Annotated in this window: 13 protein-coding genes; 2 read left to right on the forward strand and 11 right to left on the reverse strand. The window is 37.8% G+C overall.

The window, feature by feature from the left end; translation table 11 throughout:
- Positions 1–69: 69 nt before the first annotated feature.
- The 8 genes from ACZZZI_RS05080 to ACZZZI_RS05115 all read right to left on the reverse strand — a co-directional run bounded on the left by ACZZZI_RS05080 (position 70) and on the right by ACZZZI_RS05115 (position 15103).
- Positions 70–957, reverse strand: a complete 888-nt coding sequence (locus ACZZZI_RS05080) for a PorP/SprF family type IX secretion system membrane protein (protein ID WP_463488829.1) — start codon at positions 955–957, stop codon at positions 70–72.
- Positions 958–1010: 53 nt separating this feature from the next.
- Positions 1011–9872, reverse strand: coding sequence for a YDG domain-containing protein (locus ACZZZI_RS05085; RefSeq protein WP_463488830.1), 8862 nt, complete (start codon positions 9870–9872; stop codon positions 1011–1013).
- Positions 9873–9882: 10 nt separating this feature from the next.
- Positions 9883–11037: an ABC transporter substrate-binding protein gene (locus tag ACZZZI_RS05090; protein ID WP_463488831.1), complete on the reverse strand. Its 1155-nt coding sequence runs from the start codon at positions 11035–11037 to the stop codon at positions 9883–9885.
- Between the two features lies 1 nt (position 11038).
- Positions 11039–11587 (reverse strand): phage tail protein, encoded by a 549-nt coding sequence (locus ACZZZI_RS05095; protein ID WP_463488832.1) that lies wholly within the window; start codon positions 11585–11587, stop codon positions 11039–11041.
- Between the two features lie 66 nt (positions 11588–11653).
- On the reverse strand, positions 11654–12616 hold the full coding sequence (locus tag ACZZZI_RS05100; protein ID WP_463488833.1) for a bifunctional UDP-sugar hydrolase/5'-nucleotidase: 963 nt from the start codon (positions 12614–12616) through the stop codon (positions 11654–11656).
- 266 nt (positions 12617–12882) lie between these two features.
- Positions 12883–13413, reverse strand: a complete 531-nt coding sequence (cysC, locus tag ACZZZI_RS05105) for an adenylyl-sulfate kinase (RefSeq protein ID WP_463488834.1) — start codon at positions 13411–13413, stop codon at positions 12883–12885.
- A 2-nt stretch (positions 13414–13415) separates the two neighbouring features.
- Positions 13416–14360, reverse strand: coding sequence for a hypothetical protein (locus tag ACZZZI_RS05110; RefSeq protein WP_463488835.1), 945 nt, complete (start codon positions 14358–14360; stop codon positions 13416–13418).
- Between the two features lie 62 nt (positions 14361–14422).
- On the reverse strand, positions 14423–15103 hold the full coding sequence (locus ACZZZI_RS05115; protein ID WP_463488836.1) for an aspartyl/asparaginyl beta-hydroxylase domain-containing protein: 681 nt from the start codon (positions 15101–15103) through the stop codon (positions 14423–14425).
- Positions 15104–15257: 154 nt separating this feature from the next.
- Between ACZZZI_RS05115 and ACZZZI_RS05120 the strand changes: the two genes are divergently transcribed.
- Entirely contained in the window at positions 15258–16205 is a 948-nt protein-coding gene (locus ACZZZI_RS05120) for a phytanoyl-CoA dioxygenase family protein (protein WP_463488837.1), read from the forward strand.
- A gap of 7 nt (positions 16206–16212) precedes the next feature.
- Entirely contained in the window at positions 16213–17184 is a 972-nt protein-coding gene (locus ACZZZI_RS05125; RefSeq protein WP_463488838.1) for an SAM-dependent methyltransferase, read from the forward strand.
- 65 nt (positions 17185–17249) lie between these two features.
- On the opposite strand, the gene ACZZZI_RS05130 is transcribed toward ACZZZI_RS05125, so the two are convergent.
- From ACZZZI_RS05130 to ACZZZI_RS05140, 3 genes are read right to left on the reverse strand one after another with little or no spacing between them, the layout of a single operon-like run.
- On the reverse strand, positions 17250–18431 hold the full coding sequence (locus tag ACZZZI_RS05130; protein ID WP_463488839.1) for a glycoside hydrolase family 88 protein: 1182 nt from the start codon (positions 18429–18431) through the stop codon (positions 17250–17252).
- A 25-nt stretch (positions 18432–18456) separates the two neighbouring features.
- Positions 18457–20583 carry a polysaccharide lyase family 8 super-sandwich domain-containing protein gene (locus tag ACZZZI_RS05135; protein WP_463488840.1) on the reverse strand — a complete coding sequence of 709 codons (2127 nt, stop codon included), beginning with the start codon at positions 20581–20583 and terminating at the stop codon, positions 18457–18459.
- A gap of 16 nt (positions 20584–20599) precedes the next feature.
- Positions 20600–22066 carry a glycoside hydrolase family 28 protein gene (locus ACZZZI_RS05140; protein ID WP_344765243.1) on the reverse strand — a complete coding sequence of 489 codons (1467 nt, stop codon included), beginning with the start codon at positions 22064–22066 and terminating at the stop codon, positions 20600–20602.
- Positions 22067–22078: the final 12 nt, after the last annotated feature.

Genomic DNA, 22078 nt, shown 5'->3' on the forward strand with positions numbered 1-22078 from the left:
GTTTTTCATAACAGGTAAAGACACGAAATTAGATTACCAGTAATCATTTCGATCAGGAAATGGATATTCCTATCTGAAGTTATATTTTAATCCAATTTCAAATTCGCCATTACTATAGTTTTGTAAATCTTTGGTATTACTGGTATACATTACAAGTATAGATAACTGATTTTGATAGGTTGTTCCTACCCCTGCAGTAACGCTGCTGGTGGTGTGGTAGATTGTACTCAAAAGCATTTTATTACCCCATAACTGCGCATTCAAACCTAAATCTACAATATTCCGATAGTTTTCCATGCCACGGTATGAAACCTTTGGCTCTATTTCGCTTAACACCGCATTTGGAGAGCGAAATTTATAACTTGCTGCAGCGAAGTAAGATGCTCTATCCAGCACTGCTCGCTTAAGATCACGATTAAAAAACCTTTTCAAATTCGGTAACGCTGCCTGAACATTAATGTTTCCAGTTCTAAACGCAACTCCAAAATCACCATCAAAATAAAGCTTTCTCTCGTTAAAATTACCAAAAGCTATATCGCTCTGGTCTCCCTTGATCTTACTGAAATCGATCCATTCGTTCATCAATCCCGCAGAGAGTCCGAAATCAAGAAAACTATCTCCACTATTTAATGGTAAATGGTAAGCATACGTACCTTTAAAGTTTGTTCGCTGTATTACACCAGATTTCTCGTTATAAAAAGATAAACCTAAACCAACCTTTCTACTATTCGAACCATAAGTAGCGGTAACGGCCTGCATTGCAGGGGCACCTTCGATTGCTGTCCATTGTGCTTTGTATGTGGCATTCAACTCAGTACCCTTTTCAAGTCCTGCCATTGCTGGGTTACTTAAATATTGATTCTGATAAAACATGCTACCCATAGGGTTAAGCTGACTATATGCTGCTGTACTTAAAAAAAGCGTACACAGGCTTAAAAAAATTCTTAGAGTTTTCATATTAAATGTTTTATCTATCGGCTATCTTAAAGTAGCCGATAGAGATTTGTATCTTATAACTGGTCAACAATAGTAATAGAGCCTTTTCTTGTGCCTATCCCAGGACCGAAATCAATTAGGTAGTAATATGAACCCTCTGGTAGTGTGCGTCCTTTAAATGTTCCACTCCAAGAGTTATTGTAGGTTTTCATTTCAAATACAATTTTACCAACCCTGTCAAAAATTTTAACTGTATTATTCGGATACATGTCGATATTCTCTACAATCCAGGTATCATTCTTTCCATCGTTATTTGGAGTAAGTACATTCATAATGTTAAGTACCTGGTAATCGGCACGAACATCCAATTTAAAATTAGCGGTACTACTTCTTCCAAATTGATTAAAACCAGTAACGGTATAGGTCGTGTTTTGCGAAGGTCTGACTGTGAGGATCGAAGTGTTTTGTCCTCCGATAATACCATTTGCATTACTCCACTGATAAGTTTGTGCGCCGCTGGCAGTTAGAACGGCTGTTTCACCTTTACTAATACTAAAGCCTTTGTTACTGCTAATATTTATTACAGGAGGTGGATTGTCAATTACAGTGAAACTCTGTGATACCTGCGGCGCTGCAGCGAAGTTGAGATTTCCTGGTTGCGACGCGGTAATAACGGTTACACCTGCCTTTAAGATTTCTATCTGATTTGCATTAATCACCCTTGCAACAGTTGGATCACTGCTTGTATAACTCACAATCAAACCAGAGCTTGCTGTAGCTGTAAGTGTAAATATTGGATCGGCTGATAACTTATTCGGCAGGGCAGCAAAACTAATATTCTGCACTGTTGTTGCCACCGTTAATATGCCTGGCACGAAATTTATATTATAATTTGCTCCTGTTGCATTACTTGCTACGATTGGATAAGTTCCTGATGGAGAAGTTGCAACGGCTGTAGTTGATAAAGATACAGGGATTGATAGAACAGATGCATTTTCAATACCAGCAAAACCGCTATAACTTGCTGTTAAAGTTGGATTGATTGCTCCAAAGTTTCGAGTTACGTTATTTGCAGTAATGGTTAAAGTTCTTCTGTTTACCTGTAAATTCGAACTTATAAACGCCATGTTGTAGTTAGTACCCAGACTTAAAGTATTCTGGTTAATTGCGTAGCTCCCTATATTTTCTCCAGAAATACGGCTAAGGTTTCCTGTAAAAGTATCTCCGGTAACTAATGAGCCTGAAGCAATCGTATAAGATAAAGCGGGATCAGCATCACCATAAATTTTGTTTTTTGCATCTGCAAGAATAGCAATTGCCCTTGGCGTGATGTTAGCCGAAGTTGTAGTAACGTTGGCTAGAACATAATTATTTGCTCTATTACCCGATAATATCATTCCTGTAGCGGTGACTGATTTTCCTGTGCCTGCATCAGCATTTGCAAAATTAGCGGCACCACCTGTAAGGGTTACATTTGCAAGATCGGCATTTAGCACACCAGTTAAAGTTCTGGTTAAGACAATAGCATTTGCTAAACCATCATATACTTTGTTATCGGCAGTAAAGTTTCCAGTAATGCTGAAGCCTGTAATGTTTGCAGTTGCTGTGGCAACCGATGTTAAATTATAATTAGCCGCTCTTGTTCCAGATAATACCATACCTGTTGAAGTAACCGTTTTGCCTGTGCCTGCATCAGCATTTGCAAAATTAGCGGTACCACCTGTAAGGGTTACATTAGCAAGATCGGCATTTAGCACACCAGTTAAAGTTCTGGTTAAAACAGCAGCATTTGCTAAACCATCATACACTTTGTTATCGGCAGTAAAGTTTCCGGTAATGCTTAAACCAGTAATGTTTGCAGTCGCTGTGGCTACCGATGTTAAATTATAATTAGCCGCTCTTGTTCCAGATAAAACCATACCTGTTGAAGTAACCATTTTGCCTATCCCTGCATCAGTATTAGCAAAATTAGCGGTACCACCTGTAAGGGTTACATTAGCAAGATCAGCATTTAGAACACCAGTTAAAGTTCTGGTTAAAACCGTAGCATTTGCTAAACCATCATATACTTTGTTATCAGCCGTAAAGTTTCCAGTAATGCTTAAGCCAGTAATATTAGCTGTAGCTGTGGTAACTGATGTTAAGTTATAATTAGCCGCTCTTGTTCCAGATAAAACCATGCCTGTTGAAGTAACCGTTTTGCCTGTCCCCGCATCAGCATTTGCAAAATTAGCGGTACCACCTGTAAGGGCTACATTAGCAAGATCGGCATTTAGAACACCAGTTAAAGTTCTGGTTAAAACCGTAGCATTTACCAAGCCATCGTACACCTTATTATCGGCAGTAAAGTTTCCAGTAATGTTTAAGCCAGTAATATTAGCTGTAGCTGTAGCAACTGATGTTAAGTTATAATTAGCCGCTCTTGTTCCAGATAAAACCATACCTGTTGAAGTAACCGTTTTGCCTGTCCCTGCATCAGCATTTGCAAAATTAGCGGTACCACCTGTAAGGGTTACATTAGCAAGATCAGCATTTAGAACACCATTTAAAGTTCTGGTTAAAACAGTAGCATTTATCAAGCCATCGTACACCTTATTATCGGCAGTAAAGTTTCCGGTAATGCTTAAGCCAGTAATGTTTGCAGTACCGGTGCTAACCGATGTTAAGTTATAATTAGCCGCTCTTGTTCCAGATAAAACCATACCTGTTGAAGTAACCGTTTTACCTATTCCTGCATCAGCATTTGCAAAATTAGCGGTACCACCTGTAAGGGTTACATTAGCAAGATCGGCGTTTAAAACACCTGTTAAAGTTCTGGTTAAAACAGTAGCATTTACCAAGCCATCGTATACTTTATTATCGGCAGTAAAGTTTCCAGTAATGCTTAAGCCAGTAATATCAGCTGTAGCTGTGGCAACCGATGTTAAGTTGTAGTTTGTAGCTCTTGTTCCAGATAATACCATACCTGTTGAAGTAACCGTTTTGCCTGTTCCTGCATCAGCATTTGCAAAATTAGCAGTGCCGCCGGTAAGGGTTACATCAGCAAGATCAGCTAGAAGAACATCATTCAAGGTTCTGTTTGTTATGACAGCCGAGGCAAGACCATCATAAACCTTATTCGCTGAGGTAAAGCTTCCAGTGATATCTTTAGCTGTTATAGTTAAAGTTTGCGTTGCATCTGTTGCCGCATCATATCCCGTGCTTGCAGCTTGTTTAGCTGTAATTATTGTAAGACCTTTATTCAGTATATGTACTTTTCCTGCAACAATTGTAGCTACAGTTGGGTTGCTGCTAGTGTAGCTTATAGGGTTTGTACCAGATGTAGCACTCGAAGCTCCAGGGTCAAAATCTGCCGACCCATAAGCCACGTTTGCTGGCGGCAAGAAAGTAATAGTTTGACCAGCATTTGGTCTGTTTACCGTTAGCGTATACGTTTTATTTGTTAATCCATTCTGAGCCAATACCTTAACAGCAAAAATATTATCGCCGAAATTTAAAGGTAATGCAGCACTTTGTGTTCCGCTTGTTAGAACAATTGCAGTTCCTCCATTCTCACTAAGTGTTATGGTAGATGGCGCAGCAAGCGTTGTTGCTGTAAGCTGGAAAGTAGTGGTAGCTGTTGAAACACTCGCTATATAGCTAACTGTACCTGCTGTAAAAGACGGAGCGATTAAAGCAGTTGCAGTTAATGATGATAAATCTGCATTGGTGTAATATGGATCGTATAGCCCAAAATCTACATTACTAACGTTAGTTCCTGAAGTAAGAGCTAAAGTTGTCGTACCAGCAGTGCCAACGCCATCTAAATCGTAGGTTGACGTGTATCTCGCGGGATAACCTGAAATACTCAACGTATAACCTGCAGAAGGGGTAAGATTGGTAAAACTATAAATTCCGGATGAATTTGTAGTTGTTGATAAATTAACTGTGCCGCCAAAAATGTCTGTACCTGTTAAGTTAACAGTTGCCCCTGCTACAGGAGGTTCTCCAGCATCCTGAATACCATTTTGGTTGTGGTCCAGCCAGACATAATCACCAATTGATGCCGCCTGAAGTTTAGTTACATTTAAAGTATATACTTTTGTAACCGCTAAATCTTCGGCAGTTACCCTAACTTGAATCATATTTAGACCATCAACTAAAGTAAGCGCAGATGTTGCTACTCCGCTTGTAATGGTATTATAACCTGCCCCATTAAAGTTCAACTCCAAAGTAGCGTGACTTTCTGCAATGGTTGGGGTTAAAGTTATTGAGCTTAATGTAAATGGTACATCTGCTGAATAAGTTATGGTTCCTTGTGCAAATGCAGGAGTATAAGTTCCAGCCGTTGTTGTTAAGGATGCAAGATTTGCATTTGAAGATTTTACGCCCGATACCGTAACTGGATTCCCAAATAAATCGGCAATTACAACTGCCGTAGCCGCTCCAGCATTCCAATCTTCTAACAAGCCGATGTTATAAGTTGTTCCATCTGTTGACGATGACCCGTCTTTATTAAATCTAAGCATCATCGCAGCTTTATCTGTTGCACTAAAGGTTATGGCAAACTCAGTTCCAGATGTTATATCTCCGTTTGGAGTATCAGTTAAAGTATAATTGAAAGCGCCTTGGCCTAGAAAGCGTATTCTATTAGCGATTATATCGTTTGCCAATCCGCTACGCGACAAGAAATTTGAACCTTTTACAACCAATACACCAGTAGTAACATTATAAGTTGCAGAAGTTACGGTTGGAGCCACTACATTGGTTACGGTAATGCCATTTCCAGTTAAATCTGCAACCACGACAACTGCGTCAGCTCCTGCAGCCCAGTCTTCTGCTGCTGCTAAATTATAAACTGTTACATCTGTTGACGAAGTTCCGTTTTTATTTAATACCAAGTTAACCACTGATTTATCTGTTGCACTTAATGTTAACGCGAAAGATGTTCCAGAATTGATATCTACATTCGTGGTATTGGTTAAGGTATATGTTGTACCTCCTTCACCAGTAAGGGTAAATTTATTGGCAATGATATCATTGGCAGTGCCCGTTGCAGAAACAAAACCTGTTCCTGCTACAGTCAATATCCCTGTAGATGCACTATAGATTGCAGATGTAATTGTAGGAACAGGAACACTTGAAACTGTAATAGCATTTACAGTTAAATCCGCAACCACAACAGCTACATCAGTACCAGCAGACCAGTCTTCTGCTGCCGCTAAATTGTAAGCTATGCCACCAGTTGATGAAGTTCCGTTTTTATTTAAGATCTGATTAACGGCGATTTTATCCGTTCCGTTTAAGGTTACAGCAAATGACGTAGCTGATGTAATTTCTACACCTGGACTGGTTAAAGTATAAGTTGATTCACCTGTTAGGGTAAGTTTGTTTACCAGAATATCATTTGCCGCGCCACTTAATTTTACCAAATCTGAACCTGTAATGGTAAGTACACCCGTGCTCGCATTATAAATTGCAGAGCTAATTGCAGGAACGGCAACATTACTGACCGTAATACCATTTCCAGTTAAATCGGCAACTGCAACAGCTGCATCAACCCCTGCGGCCCAATCTTCTGCTGCTGCTAAATTATAGGTGGTAGCTCCCGTGGAAGAAGTGCCATTTTTGTTTAATAATTGGCTTATTATGGCCCTATCTGTTACACTAAGGTTTAGGGTAAATGCTGTTGACGAGGAAATTTCTGCATCTGGTGTATCAGTAAAAGTATACGTTGAACCCCCTTCACCAGCTAAAGTGATTTTGCTTGCAGTAATGTCATTTGCTGCCCCGTTAAGGGATAAGAAATTCGTACCTGTTACCACCAAAGTACCAGTAGCGGAATCGTAAGTTGCAGCAGTAATTGTTGGAACAGCGACATTGCTCACCATCACACCGTTTCCAATTAAATCGGCTACCACAACAGTTGCATCTGTACCAGCTGACCAGTCTTCCCCCGCTGCTAAATTATAGGTAGTAGCGCCTGTAGACGAAGTTCCGTTTTTATTTAAAATTGTTTTAAGTCCTGAGATATCTGCTATACTCAAGGTTAGTGAAAAAGCAGTTCCAGAAGTGATATCAACATTAGCGGTATTGGTTAGCGTATAGGTTGCACCACCTTCGCCAGTAAGGGTAAATTTGTTGGCAATAATGTCGTTTACCGAACCTGTTATAGAAACAAAGCCTGTCCCTGCTACAGTCAATATCCCTGTAGATGCATCATAAGTTGCAGCTGTAATTATGGGAACTGGAACATTTGAAACCGCAATTGTGTTCCCAATTAAATCTGCAACTACAACAGCTGCATCTGTACCAGCAGACCAGTCTTCGGCCGCTGCTAAATTATAGGTTATGCCTCCTGTTGAAGAAGTTCCATTTTTATTTAATATTTGATTAACTGCTATTTTGTCTGCTCCGTTTAAGGTTACAGCAAATGACGTAGCTGATGTAATTTCAACACCTGGACTAGTTAAAGTATAAGTGGATTCGCCTGTTAGTGTAAGTTTGTTTACTAGAATATCATTTGCCGCGCCACTTAATTTTACCAGACCTGAACCTGTAACGCTAAGTACACCAGTGGTCGCATTATAGCTTGCAGAGCTAATTGCAGGAACGGCAACATTACTGACCGTAATACCATTTCCAGTTAAGTCGGCAACTACAACCGCTACATCAGCCCCTGCGGCCCAATCTTCGGCTGCAGCTAAATTATAGGTAGTAGCTCCCGTAGAAGAAGTGCCATTTTTGTTTAATATCTGGCTTATTATGGCCCTATCTGTTACACTAAGGTTTAAGGTAAATGATGTTGAAGAGGAAATTTCTGCATTTGGGGTATCAGTTAAAGTATACGTTGAACCCCCTTCACCAGCTAAAGTGATTTTGTTTGCAATAATATCATTTGCCGCTCCATTAAGCGATAAGAAATTTGTACCTGTTACCACCAAAGTACCAGTAGCAGAATCGTAAGTTGCATCAGTAATTGTTGGAATAGCGACATTGCTCACCGTCACACCGTTTCCAGTTAAATCCGCAACCACAACACCCGCATCTGTTCCAGCTGACCAATCTTCTGCTGCTGCTAAATTATAAGCGGTCGCTCCCGTAGACGAAATTCCGTTTTTATTTAAAATTGTTTTAAGTCCTGAGATATCTGCTATACTTAAGGTTAGTGAAAAAGCAGTTCCAGAAGTGATATCGACATTAGGGGTATTGGTTAATGTATATGTTGCACCACCTTCGCCAGTAAGGGTAAATTTGTTCGCAATAATGTCGTTTACCGAACCTGTTATGGAAACAAAACCCGTTCCTGTAGCAGCCAATACTCCTGTAGATACATTATAAGTTGCAGATGTAACTGTTGGAATTAGAACATTCGAAACGGTAAGTGGAGTTGTTGCATCCGCAATAATTGAAGCGGTGAGCTCTCCCGCATTCCAATCTTCGGCGGCAGCGATATTGTAAATTGTTCCCGATGTTGAACCTACCCCATTTTTATTTAATATTTGATTAATACCAGCTTTATCAGTTGCATCTAAAACAAGAGTAAAAGATGTTGAAGAGGTAATCTCTACATTTGGAGTAGTGGTAAGTATATAGGTTGCTCCGCCCTCCCCCGTTAAGGTAAACTTATTGGCTACAATATCATTCGTTGCACCCGGCGCAGCAGAAAAAGAAGTCCCTGTTACAAGTAAATTACCAGTTGCAGCATTATATACTGCAGCGGTTAACACTGGCGGGGTTGGTGTAGCAGAGGCATCTGCTGTTTTTGCACTTTCGTTATAAAAAATGTCGGTAGCTGAAATTCGGTAATAGTAAACAACCCCGTTATTTAGTCCAGTATCTGTAAATGTATTAGTGCCAAATGGAGCAGACCCCACATAAGTTGTTGGATTTGCAGCCAATCCTCTGTAAATCCGATAACCATTTACGTTAGGATCCACGTTAGGATCCCATGTTAATGTAGCCGATGAACTACCCGCACTAGCCACTAAGCCCGTTGGCACTGCTGCTGGAGTTGTATCTATTGGTTCTAATTTAATTACCTCTCCTCCTGATCCAGCGTTATCATCTCCATCAACTACATAACCAACGTTATTTATAAAAGTTACGCCATAAGGATAGAAATAGGAATAAAAATGTAAAGGAGAATAAAATGATGTACCCGCACCTGCAGCATTTGCATATTTATAAAGTTGGTATCCAGTGCCCCTGTTTTCAGTTGCATATAAATTTCCAAATTCATCGCACATTATACTGGTAGTATATGTATTTGTAGCCAGATTGGTTGATGTGTAGCTTGGGGCTGTAAGCTTAATAATACCACCATTCTTTGCTGTTCCGTTATCTGTATTAAATACATCGGTTACGAAAATATCACCATTTGGTGCAACCGTAATTCCTGTCGGGTAGCTAAGCCCTAGACCCGTAGAAATTCCATTATAAATAGTTGTACCAGCTGCAGCAGGATTGGTATATTTTACAACTGCATATTTACCAGCAGCTGAATCAAATTCGGCTGCGTAAAGAACATCGTTTTTATCGATAGTAAGTGCAGTAAAATAACGCCCTGTTTGTATTGTTGATTTTGAATAACTGGTTGCTGCGGTTAGTTTGATAATTGCACCGCCTAAATTGCTAAAATCTGTAGATATATAAACATCTCCGTTACTGGCAACTGCTAATCCCCAAGGATAATCCTCCAATTCGAAAGTTAATCCACTAACCAAAGTGGCAGGACTCCCCGTGCCGCCGGTATATTTAACAACCTGATAACTAGCGCCACCAGCGGCCAGTCGTGTTACATATACATTGCCACTTGCATCTTTTGCCATGGCTGTATATTGCCCTCCGCTTTCCAAAGTTGATTTTGTATACTGGGCTAACGAGGGTAAAGTTAGTGTAAGGAAAAGAATAATTGCAGAAACAGTAAAAAGTCCTTTAGTAAAGATTTTTTTCATAGGAGCGTATTTAAACAGATAAATAGGGATTTTGCCAGCCGCTGAGGGTATCTTGAAATACAGTAGAAGTGTCAAAGCCAATCGCGGTTGATTGGTTCAGTACCGTTTGATTAATTGTATTTTTATTGGTAATAATTTTGTTGATATCGACTAGTGAAAATTGTTGTGCAGACTGTGTTTGCAGATTCAATGTTCCTCTGGGGCCAATAATATCTTTGATTTTCAACACTTGGATAGCGCCTTGCACATCGCCCTTTCTTATAAGCGAAGAAATGTTTGATAGTACTAAACCAGCCTCATAACCCATCATTCCGAAAATATTTGCTTGTTGCTTGCCAAAATTTTCGAAATTCTTAACAAAGGCTTGGTTTTCTTTAGTTTGTGATGTTTTTTGCCATAAAGATGACGAATAGAATTTAAGGTTCAAATCCTGAACATCTTCAAGCATATCTGAATAAGCCATATTCTCGACAGTAAGAAGTGGAATAGAATCGTAAAATTTACTATTACGCCATTGTGCCAGAAATTGATTGCCCATTTTACCAGTAAATATTGCATGTACAAAAGCTGGAGTTTCTAGATCTATGGCCTTAAAAAATGATTCCAGGTTGAGTACATCTTTATTTGCAAGTGCTTCTGGAAGCACAAAACTTCTAAGTGAGGCGGTACCTGAAGATGCTGCACCTTGCAGAAAGGAGGTGTTTAAGTTAAATCCAGCTTCATAGATTGGTGAAACCATTTGTCCATTAGCCCCAAACTCTTTAACTGCCCATTGACCTAATATATACTGCGATTGCCAAAGCTTTGCGGAGATATTAAAAATATGATTACTAAAGCCTTCGATTCTTGGCACAAGCTCTCCGAAGTCGAAGAAAAGCCCTATTTTTTGATGATTTTCCAGAATAGGCCTCAAATCATCTAAGACTTTGATATTAACCATACCCATCAGCATATCCACGCCGTCAAAAAAAACGAGTTTCTGTACAGCCTCTAAAGTTGCTTTAACCGAGCCTTGGCCCGTGTATACAGGAACGAATTCGAAATCGCTTGATTTAAGGTTTATTTGGGATACCGCACAAAGCAGTCCAGTCATTATATGTTGCGCATAAAATGGATAAACACCCGAGTAGGGCATCAGAAAACCAATTTTTAAAGGCTTGTTCACTTTAGTTTCTTGATGGGAACAATCCTTCTAATGCTATGCAATAAGAAACAGCTACAGATGGCTGCATAATTGAAAAGGGGTTATTACTTCCAGTAATCCCTGTTGTTCCACTGCCCATAGTGGCATTGCTTGTCGCAGTAGAATATGTTTTCAGCGATGTGGCATTTGGACCAGATCCAGTCTTCGGACTTGCTGCTAAACGATTGTTAGTTGGATCTGCCGAATCACCTGCGGTTGTTACTGCGGGTATGGTAAATGGATGGGTATGCGCTGGCAAATTAGGTGCAAGCAAAGTAATATTCTCATTACCAACAATTTGACCTATAATATATTGCGTTCCTACTGAGCTTTGGCCTTGTCCGATAAGTGTTCTTCCCCTTAAATCAGGAATTGCAAAAGTCGTTTGCCCGTTGCCTCCATAATATGTACCTAAAAGCGCAAAAAGCGCCTGGTACTGGGCAATAGGCAGCATCTGTCCGTTACAAAGAAACCAGCCGCGAGGGGCAAAATTAAATCCAAATGCGGTAATCATACCTAAATACGGTTCCATAATAGTAATTTTAAAAGTTGAGTTAAAGAGGGATTATTAATTGTGTCGGCCAAAACCGATTTCGGTTTATGCTAAATGAGTGTTTTTGTTATTTCTATTCTCTATAGAGGATAATGTTTGAGCGATAAGTGTACGATCAGTTAAACCTGGAACATACCGTTTAAAATCCAAGCCTGTTTTTTCTCCTATTTGATTAAAAGAGAAACTAACTTTGGCTATTGATAAACCTTTGTCGTAATTATTACTGAGTACAACGTCGTGTTTTTGAGTATTTTTAACCACCCACAGTTGACTTTTGGATGAAGCAGCATTTCCTCCGATTACCATATCTACATGTTGAGAGGATTGAGCCAGCTTTTTATTGTTGTAATCAGATTTTTCGTTAAAACTTAAGTGAGAAAGACAGATAATAAGATCGCATTGGTGCTGATTCTTAAGCTGTTCAGCAACTACTTTTAATGCCTTTTGAGGATCTACTATTTTAAGTCCCTCTAGATTTACAATTTCCCCAACGCCAGTAACGCCGATTTTATATTTTCCATAGTTAAGCACCTGATAAGGTTTTAAGGCATTACGTATTTGCTCATTTTCAAAAATATAATTACAGCTTAAAAGCTGAAAATTAATGTAAGGCAAAAGTTGTGTCAAATGTTCGTAACCTCCCTTTAAATCAGCTGCACTAAGATTTACACCATGGTAATTGATTTTATTCATTACCTCAATTCCTTTTAGCGCAGTTACCAAATCAGCCCCTGAATTTAAAAAACCACCAGCATCGAATAATAATGAGGCGTGTTCTTCGTTTTTAATACAATGATGAACTGCGGGTAATCCGCCAAAGTCATGATAAACGCTATCCAGATTACCTAAAGTATCGTTTGTATAAATTACATTGATCTGGGTTTTATTAATTTGATTGGTGTTGATGGTTTTGGTAATTCCAGCTACAGCATCGAGTGAGTTTGCAATTAAAAGGCCACCACCAAGCAGTACATTTTTCTTTAAAAAGGAGCGTCGATTAGAATTCATTAGGGACTTTAAATTGGGGACAATAAAGATTGCCCTAATATCCAACAAAAATGATATTCTATACAAGAGTATAATGGCTTATGATAAGATTAATTTTCAACTTCTAAGGAAAATGGCCTTTGTTCTATAACAGAATATGATTTAAGCAAAAAAAAGTCTTGTTTTTTTCATTCAGAAAGGCACTTGGCACTTGTTCATTTTACGAAAGACAACTTTTTGAATAATTAATAATACAATCCGTGTATTTGCAAATAGGTATTTTAATTTCAATTCTTCTTGAAATTGCTTATAAATGAGATAAATTTTAATAAAGTTTGTTCAATATTACTGTCTGTCGTATCCAGCAATAAATCTGCTTTTTCAGGTAGTTCAAAAACATCATTAACACCCGTAAGTTTATGTATCTTTTCTATATGACCTTCATTTAAAGCTGCTCTGCGATATAATCCCTTTGTATCTCTTTTTTGAAGCACAGGCAGATCGCAATGAATATGTACCAATACTGCACCATATTTTTTGTGAAGAAGGCTTCTAGACTCCTCAAATGGATTTATAGCTGCAATTATGATATAATCATAATCTACAGCGAGCTCATGAGCAAGTTTTCCCAAGCGGGAAATATTTTCAATCCGATCGGCTTTGGAAAATCCTAAATCCTTACACAATGTTTGTCTGTAAACATCTCCATCAATTATCTTTATGCGGTAGCCTTTCTTACTAAAATCACTTGAAAACGCTTCGGCAATTGTTGTTTTTCCTGCTCCTGATAAACCAGTAAACTGAACTATTTTTCCCATGTTTATAATTGAATCATACTCAGTAATTTTTTATAAGCCTGAGTTGCATCAGGGTAATCCTCAGGACTTATAGAAGATTTTTCTTCACTAAACCGCTGTTCTGGAAATTTACTGTGGTAGCTCAAACGCTCCTTTGTTAAAGTTAAATCAGCTTCTACAGAAATAGTTTTATAGAAATCATTCACCATCTGATTCATTCCCCAGCTGTAATCAAAAAAACGATTCAATGGATTTTTTTCGTTAACAATGTTACACATCGTCTCATAAAACCCTTTCAGCACGGCCGATGTGTAAAAATTAAAATCATAGGTATGGCGTTCGTCAGGATCAACTCGAAGTAAACTTGGATTAATATAGTTCGGAATAGCATGAATTCCCCTTCTTTTCGTATGCGAAGCAATAACTTCGTGAGGTGCTCTGGATAGAAAATAAAATGGTGTTTTAGGAAACCACTTTCTTAACTGAGGATAAAAGTGCAGGTGCCAGCTATCTAACTTTATATAATATTCTTTTTTTTGGCGATGTCTTTGCTGACCCATCATTGTAACTGCCGCTTTAAATATTTGTTCAATTTTTTCTAACCCTATTGCACTATCTTGCTCCTGCGCTCTTAATATTTCATCGAATAAAGGAGCTTCTGCAATAACAATATTATTATACTGCGTAGTTAATGCTTGAGATAGCAGAGTTGAACCGCAACGAGAAACATGAAAAATAAATGCAGTCGGCATCACAGAATCAGTATCTGCAGCAGCCTCAATTAAAAAATCAGTTGAACTTTGTGAGGCAAATTTAGACCTTTCCAACATTCTGCTTCTGCAAATGCTAATCGTTTCATCAAAAAATGGTTCGACTATATCGCGGTCTGCCAGATCAAGCCAATTGATAATCCAATTATTATCCTGATATTTTATCTGGTAGGGAATCCAGTTTTTTAAAAAATTCATTAGTTATTTGATCTACAGCTTTAAGACAGAAATTAAACTGCCTGATTTTAAAAACGATTATTTTACTCACCTCTTAGCTGATTGATAAGCATTTTTGAAGTTTCCGTATTCATTTTCTCAAGTTCTGCAATCATTTTTAGTTTGGTATCTGCATCGTACTCAATCGTTTTATCTAAGTTCAGATCATAACCATGTCTCGAAAAAAGTTCATCAGTCCAATCATTTCTTAAGCCATCAATAATTAAATGAACCCTAACAATGGTTCCGTTATTTTTGATGCTATGTTTTTCTGTAAAATCTACATACCAGCAACTGCCTGGTAACATAACCAAATCTTCTTCTCCAACGGTAAATTGAATGTGTTCATTAGTTAGAATTGGGATATGGATTCTGAAACTCCCATTTTTATAATTACAGCCAATATCGCGGTGTGGTTTTATTTCGCTACCAGGATGCAAAGCAAGCAATCTTACACTTTCCTTTTTGCACTGCCAGGAATCAATTATGGCTTTCAGGTATGGAAGTTCTGCCAGAAGAGCTGTATCCTGATAACTTTCTACGCTATAATTCGAGTATATATCTTGTTCTTTACCGCTGGCAGAGCGAAGAGAAATACTTTGCCAGGCACCATGATAATCCTTTTTATTAAAATGATCATACCATTGCATGTTCATACATTTATCGAGTTCAGCAGTAAGTTTAAGCGAATCGTAACCTTCAGAAAATTGAATGAATTTAAGCACGGGAGATTTAAATTGTTTTGGTAATATTAACTAAGTGTTTGAGATTCTACAAATAAATCTGCAACTTCATCCGCAGAAATTCACATAATCTCCCTAATCATTATAGAATTTGGACCAGGACGCTTCACTAAAGAATAAACTGTTATGCCGTTTTTTGAGTATTTACAGGAGCTATCATGACCCTAAAAACCCAAACATTAAAAAGGATAAGGAGTTTATTCAGACCGAAAAAATATTTCTGGGCTTGTTTGGTTTAGGGCTATTAGAAACCTTCAGTTTTTTATTTAACGAATGTTATAGCGATGAGCATTTTCAGGAATGGATTATTGACAGAAAAGGGAAAGCTACTTATGACCAAGCAGTATTGAGTTTTACTAAATGGTACAATCATACACAAAATCAAACCCCCGATAAAGAGCCATTAAATGCTTTACCACTAAACGATTATGTAAGTTTAGAACAGCACCGCTTTTGGGATGAAAATGGTTATTTAAAAGTTGAAGGTGTAATTAATGGGCAACAATGCGATTCGGTAGTAGAAATTATCTGTGAGGAACTTAATATTGATCTTGATAATAAGGAAACCTGGCATAAAAATAACGAAAAGCTTCAGGGTATTATGTTTCAGGTTTTTCAGCATGACGCAATTTCTGCGATTAGGAATGACCAATCCATCAAAGCTATCTTTTCTGATCTTTATAAAACCAATAGCCTTATACCTAACGCAGATAAATTAGGTTATAACCCGCCATTAAAAGAGGGCATTAACTTTAAAGGCTCGCCTCTACACTGGGACTTTGATATGGAGAATGGGCCTGATTATTATATTCAAGGATTGATCTATTTAAATGATGTACCAGAAAACAGAGGCGCCTTTACCCTTGTTCCAGGTTTTCATCACCAGATAGAACCATTCCTTCAGCAATATAATGATGTAGAAAAAGCAATAGATTTTCTTCGAAAAGAAAAAAAAGAAATTGCTCTAGCAGGAAAAAAAGGAGATCTGATTCTTTGGCTAGAAGCCCTCCCACATGCAGCAAGTCCAAACTACTCCGATTCTCCTCGATTTGTTCAGTATATCAGTTTTAGCAAATTACACTAAATCCATTATGAAAAATGAAGCCCTAAAAAAGCGACTATCAGCGTGTAGCAAGGACATTCTGCTTCCAGAAAACTTCCATGATAAACTCGCTCTTGCTGTAATGGCCTACGCTGATTTGTTGTTCGATAACTTTACTGTAGAAAATAATGAAGGCAGAACGGATGTTAAGACACAATATGGTAATGCTATAGGTACATTTTGGGCAGCAAGATGTGTAAGAGAAGTTTTTAGAACCCAACGATTTTCAAGAGGATTGTACTCATCAATATTGAAAAAGATTTGTCAAGGCAAAAAACCAGTTCATGTTTTATATGCTGGCACAGGACCATTTGCAACTTTAGCGCTTCCGATTATGATGATGCTAAAACCTGAAGAAGTTCAATTTACCTGTTTGGAAATCAATCCTGAAAGTATCGATAAATTGAAGCAAGTAATCGAATTCTTCGGTTTAGGTGCCTATGTTAAAAGCATAAAACAATGTGATGCAGCTTTATGGGAGGTTGATAATAAAACGATAGATATTGTAATTAGTGAAACAATGAATAGAGCTCTGATTACTGAACCGCAGGTAGCTATTATGCTGAATCTTGCAAGCCAGCTTTCTACAGATGTTATTTTTTTACCTGAGGAAATTAAAGTCTCTGTTTCGAAGATGAATAGAAAGGAGCGTACACCTGAAAGTATAAAAGAGCTTGTTAATTTCAATCGTTCTTTTATGCAAACCATTATTCAAAACTCAGTAAACAGAGAATGGGTTTTTCCCCAGCAAAATGTTCAGGTTACAATATCAGAGGAGGAACAACTTTATTATCTGACTGAGATTAAGGTTAATGATGGAAACACCTTGCATTTCAATGAAAGCTCATTAAACTTACTGGAGAAAATTAAAACACATAAAAAACACGGATCTCTGAATTTAAACTTTAAATATAGTGTAGTTGGAAAACCTGGGTTTATTGTTGCAGAAATCAATACCTAATTATTTATCTAACTTATAGCTGTATGGATTAAAATAACTTTGGCAATAAAGTGCCAATTAAAAATTTAATTAATCAATGTTAGCTTTTTGTACCTCAAAAGTGCTTCTAAATAGTAATAATCGGCATATACCAAAGGCGTATCTATTTCAGAATTTCCAGGCTTATGTCCAACAGAATGCTTTAAAATAAAATTATTGTTCTCTCCTATTTTAGCTGTATAATTTTGTGATGATAAGCTAACCAGCATATCTTCTGCCGTTTTAAAATAAAGCTTTTGATTTTTTTTAGAAAAGGTACTCAACTCTAAAAATGCAGATGCAAATACCGCAGCTGCTGAAGCATCGCGTTCTTCATTTGGGATATTTGGCGCATTAAAATCCCAATATGGTATTTTGTCTTCGGGCAGATTCGGATGATTAATAATAAAACGGGCTATACCTTCCGCCTGCTTTAGGTATTTCTTATCTTTAGTTTCCCTATACATTAAAGCATAACCGTACATCGCCCAGGCTTGGCCCCTTGCCCATGCAGAAGAATCTGCTGCTCCCTGATGTGTTTTCTTTCTGAAAACCTTTGTTCCTGGCAGGTAACAAACCACATGAAAACTACTGTAATCTTTTCTGAAATGATGTTTAAGCGTATTATCGGCATGGGTTATGGCAATATCATACAGTTTTCTATCTTTCGTTTGTTTGGCTGCCCAGAGTAAAAATTCCAGATTCATCATGTTATCAATAATTACAGGGTATTCGCAATCGGCATGTTTATCCCATGATTTAATTAATCCGTAAGCGGGATTAAATCTGGTTGATAATGAGTTTGCACCAGTAATTAAAGGCTCTATGTATTCAGAATTTTGTGTAATTCGGTATCCATTACCATAAGAGCAATATAACATAAACCCTAAGTCGTGGGTTTTAGTATTATACTGCTCCTTTTCCAGGGCTTTTGTCCATTGGTCTGCTGCAGTTTTCCATTTTTCTGTTCCTGTATATTCATACAAATACCACAAAGAGCCACCAAAAAAGCCACTACACCACCAATCTGAAGTTCTATTATCTGCCTCACCATTCTTTTTTGTTGATTGCGGAAATTGCGTTAAATCTTTGTGAGTAGCCAGCATGCCTTCATATTGTTTGGCTGCAAGTCTAAATTGTTTTTCTACATCTATTAGTAGCTTATTCTGCGCCAATCCATCGGTATTCTTAAATAAAATTATGATGAAGAGTAAAATTATTTTTTTCATTATTTGGTTAGTTAATGCTTGTTAATTATTCGAATTGAAAGCTCACACTCTTTCCTTTATCCGTGCCATTGGGAAAGCTGATCAATCGTTCTTCGTTTTCCTTTACCCATTGCGAATTAAAACTTAATTTTACCTGGTCCAATGTTTGTGTGGGATCTGCTACATGAACAGTTGGGGTTTTGCCTGAAACATTATTTATCAAAACGATGCAGGCTCTATCAACTTTAATGGAGAAATTTGACCCTTTTAAAATCCCTGGTTCATAAAAAACTACCTGAACCATATTTAAAGCATCATTTTTTACGGCCTGGATGGCGCCGTTATTTGATAATATCTCTGTACTGGTATAGGCTTCACCCAGCATATCTTTTTCGCTTACCCCAGGGCGAACAACGTAGGCGTAGGAATTATCAGCTGGATCGATACCATGCTCAAACCATAACTTAAATACCTTACCCTTAACCTGCTCTTTTGAGCGGTTTAAATTAATTGAGAACCAGCTACCTGTTTGAACCTGATTGCTTAATTTTAGCTTACCTCCTTTTGGAAAGTAATAACCAACGCTGTCATGCCAGACCCATTTGAGATCTTTTGAGCTAAGTGTTTTATCAACATAAATTAGTTTGTTATTGGCAAATGCCTTAACTATACCCTTTTGCCATGCCTGATTTACTGTTGTGGTAATTGCCTCTTTAGCAAAGCTATTGATTGCTGCACCCAGGCAAACCACTTCGTTATCGAAAAAGAACCAGGCCTTTTTTGCTGTTACTTCGTTATAATTGAGTTGATATGCTGATGCGCCGTAAACTCCATCGCTTACCCCACCAATAAAAGCGCCAACACCTCTTTCTCCCCATTCTATTGTTAATTTTTGATCATAAAGATAATCGCGAGCTGTAACCCCTGGTATTTTATCCCATTCCCAAACTGGCATAATGTTAAAATATTCTTCCCCGCTTCTTTGAATATTCGTTGATCCATCAGGCAAAAACTTAGCAAGCAGATTTTCTTTGTTACCCGTTTCTGCTCTAATGGTTCGTTTGGAAACCGCCCTAACATTAAAGGAATAAGCTGGGCGGCTGTGCACCGTATAATCAGCTTTCCAGAAATGAATGTGAGCAGGTTTAATCATAAATGAGGGTTCCTCTTGCTGTATAATGCGTTTCTGCGCAGCAGCCAAAATAGCTGTGTTCAAAGGATTAACTTTTTCGGCAAGAGCCAGCAAAGCATTAGGCCCTGCCTTTGATGTAATATCCATTTTATCTAAAACATCATTCCTGGAAACTCCCCTCCCTTCGGTATTAAAATCTATATATCGTCCTCTTATCGTTTGCAAAAAAGTGTCATTTAAATAATAATCCAGAATTTTCAATTTCTCAGCAGGCAAAGCATATCTGGTGCCCAATAGCCAGGAGGCCACTTTATATTCTCCAGTTAAGAAAACTTGTCCGTAGCTTGCAATTTGTAGTTGCGGGCCATGTTGCAGATAGGAATAATCCCTTTGCAAGCCTTCTTTATTCTCAAGTGTGATGGGTAAAAATGCCTGATGAACCGCTGAATCCATTAATGCCTTATCTTTTGTTAAAGATGCTCTGTAAATAATGTGCGTGGCGATATCAAGTTTATTGGCACCAATCGCTTTTACCACATTTCCCTGCTCCATACTTTGTAAAAGCGAATCTTGCAGGGTGGCGGGCAGAATGCTGGCATTTTTTAAGAGCAATAAAATTTCTCCAATTGTTGTAGGAGCGGCAATCTCATTCTGAAACCAATTCTTACTTTTCGGATTTTTAATTAACCAAAATCTTAATGCTTTAACAGTAAGCATTTCCAATTTAGATTTCTCATTAACATCCTCGTTTTTTAATGATAAGGCTAAAGAAAATTGCTTAACTCTTTTTAAATGCACAAGTGGTTCCCAGCTGGTTTCAGCTACCGAGGAATAATCAATGGCAGACCAATAACCATCTTTGGTAATGTCTGTAAGGTATTTTTTTACATCTTTATTTAACTGATCTGGTTCTATCTCCGCTTTTAAGTAATCGTTTATTCTTAATTCAATAAGCTGAAATTCATCCTGACTGTATGAAAACTTTGCTCCAATGGTTAGGAAAAGCAAAAGAATATAAACCTTACGTAAAAAGCAGCTCATTTTGGGTGAAGAAATTTTAGTTAACAGTTACATTTGTCGATTTGTAAGTATACAACAGTTTTTTCTGTTCTATTTGTTCGAACTTTATCTTTTTTAGCAATGCATTGTGTACATCATCCATCACGATAGGCAACCTGTAATCTTTTTTCTCTGCCTTTAAATTGATATTTGAGAAGTTTATGTTCTTTGCGTGTCTAACATAAATACCCCAGGCAGGAACTTCTTTAAACATGGAGAACTCGGGATAGTTAGCAGGCACTTCTGGTATGTTATCTAATTTATCTAAAGCTACAAAGGCCATAAACTTGCTTCCTCCACCAGGATAAGAAATATCGAAATTACTGAAGGTAACATCCTCAATGTATTGACCTGGTAAACCAGCAATAATTATCGGGGAAATATTTCTTGGTAAATCTTCAATCGGGCCTTCGTAATCGTAACCTGCATCAGCTTTGCCAAGTGGTACATCTGCAACAACGTTTTTAATTAAAACCCTTTTTAAAGTAGATTTTTTACCCGCAATTCTTTCTCCCAATCTTAAAAAGATAACATTCCCTGTATTGGTACTTTTTAAACCATCAACAACAATGTCTTCTAAAAACCCACCATCTACACTTTGTAAAGCAATTGCCGAACGGTAAGTATTGTACACGGTATTGTTTATTATTTTTATGTTTTTAAAACCACCCTTACCAGCTGTCCCTAATTTAATGCCATTTGCGCTAGTTCTAACGATGTTATTTTCGATAAGTATATTATTGCAATAGAATTTTTCGTTGTGCGACTTTAGGCAAATCCCGTCGTCTGCCGCATTAATATTATTGTTGGTAATAACCACATTATCGCAATCCACCACATCAATGCCATCACTATTCCAAAAAGCAACATTATTAACGGTTATACTGTCGATAACTAGTTCTTTACAACGCTCGTAAGTTTGCAACCAACAAGCCGAATTTTGCAGCATTATCTCTTTAATATTCACATTTTTGCAACCATAGAAATAGATAACCATCGGCCTGATTGATTCGCGGGTACGGTCGTATTTTAAAATATCTTCTATTAAGCCTGCGTTTGCGTATTGTATAGAATTATTAGCCAAAGCTCTGCCCTGACCATCAATCATACCTTTGCCTGTAATGCCAACGTTTTCTAAATCTCTGGCGTGAATTAGAGCCGTATTTCCGATTCTATCGTAATCGAATGGATTGGTTGAGCCCAATAGCACTGCGCCTTCTTCGAGCTGCAAAGTTACATTTGATTTAAGGTGAATAGAACCTGTAAGGTAACGGCCTACATAAAACACCAGCCGACCACCTCCTTGTTTATTGATGTAATCTATAGCAAATTGAATGGATCTGGTGTTCATCGTTAAGCCATCTGATTTAATATTAAAAAAAGATGCCTTATAATCTTTTGCTGATACAGCTAATGATTGAATAAAAATAAACAGGGTTAAAATTATTGTTTTTTGATGCTTCATAATTTTGTGTTT

This window comes from Pedobacter sp. AC190, assembly GCF_979258025.1.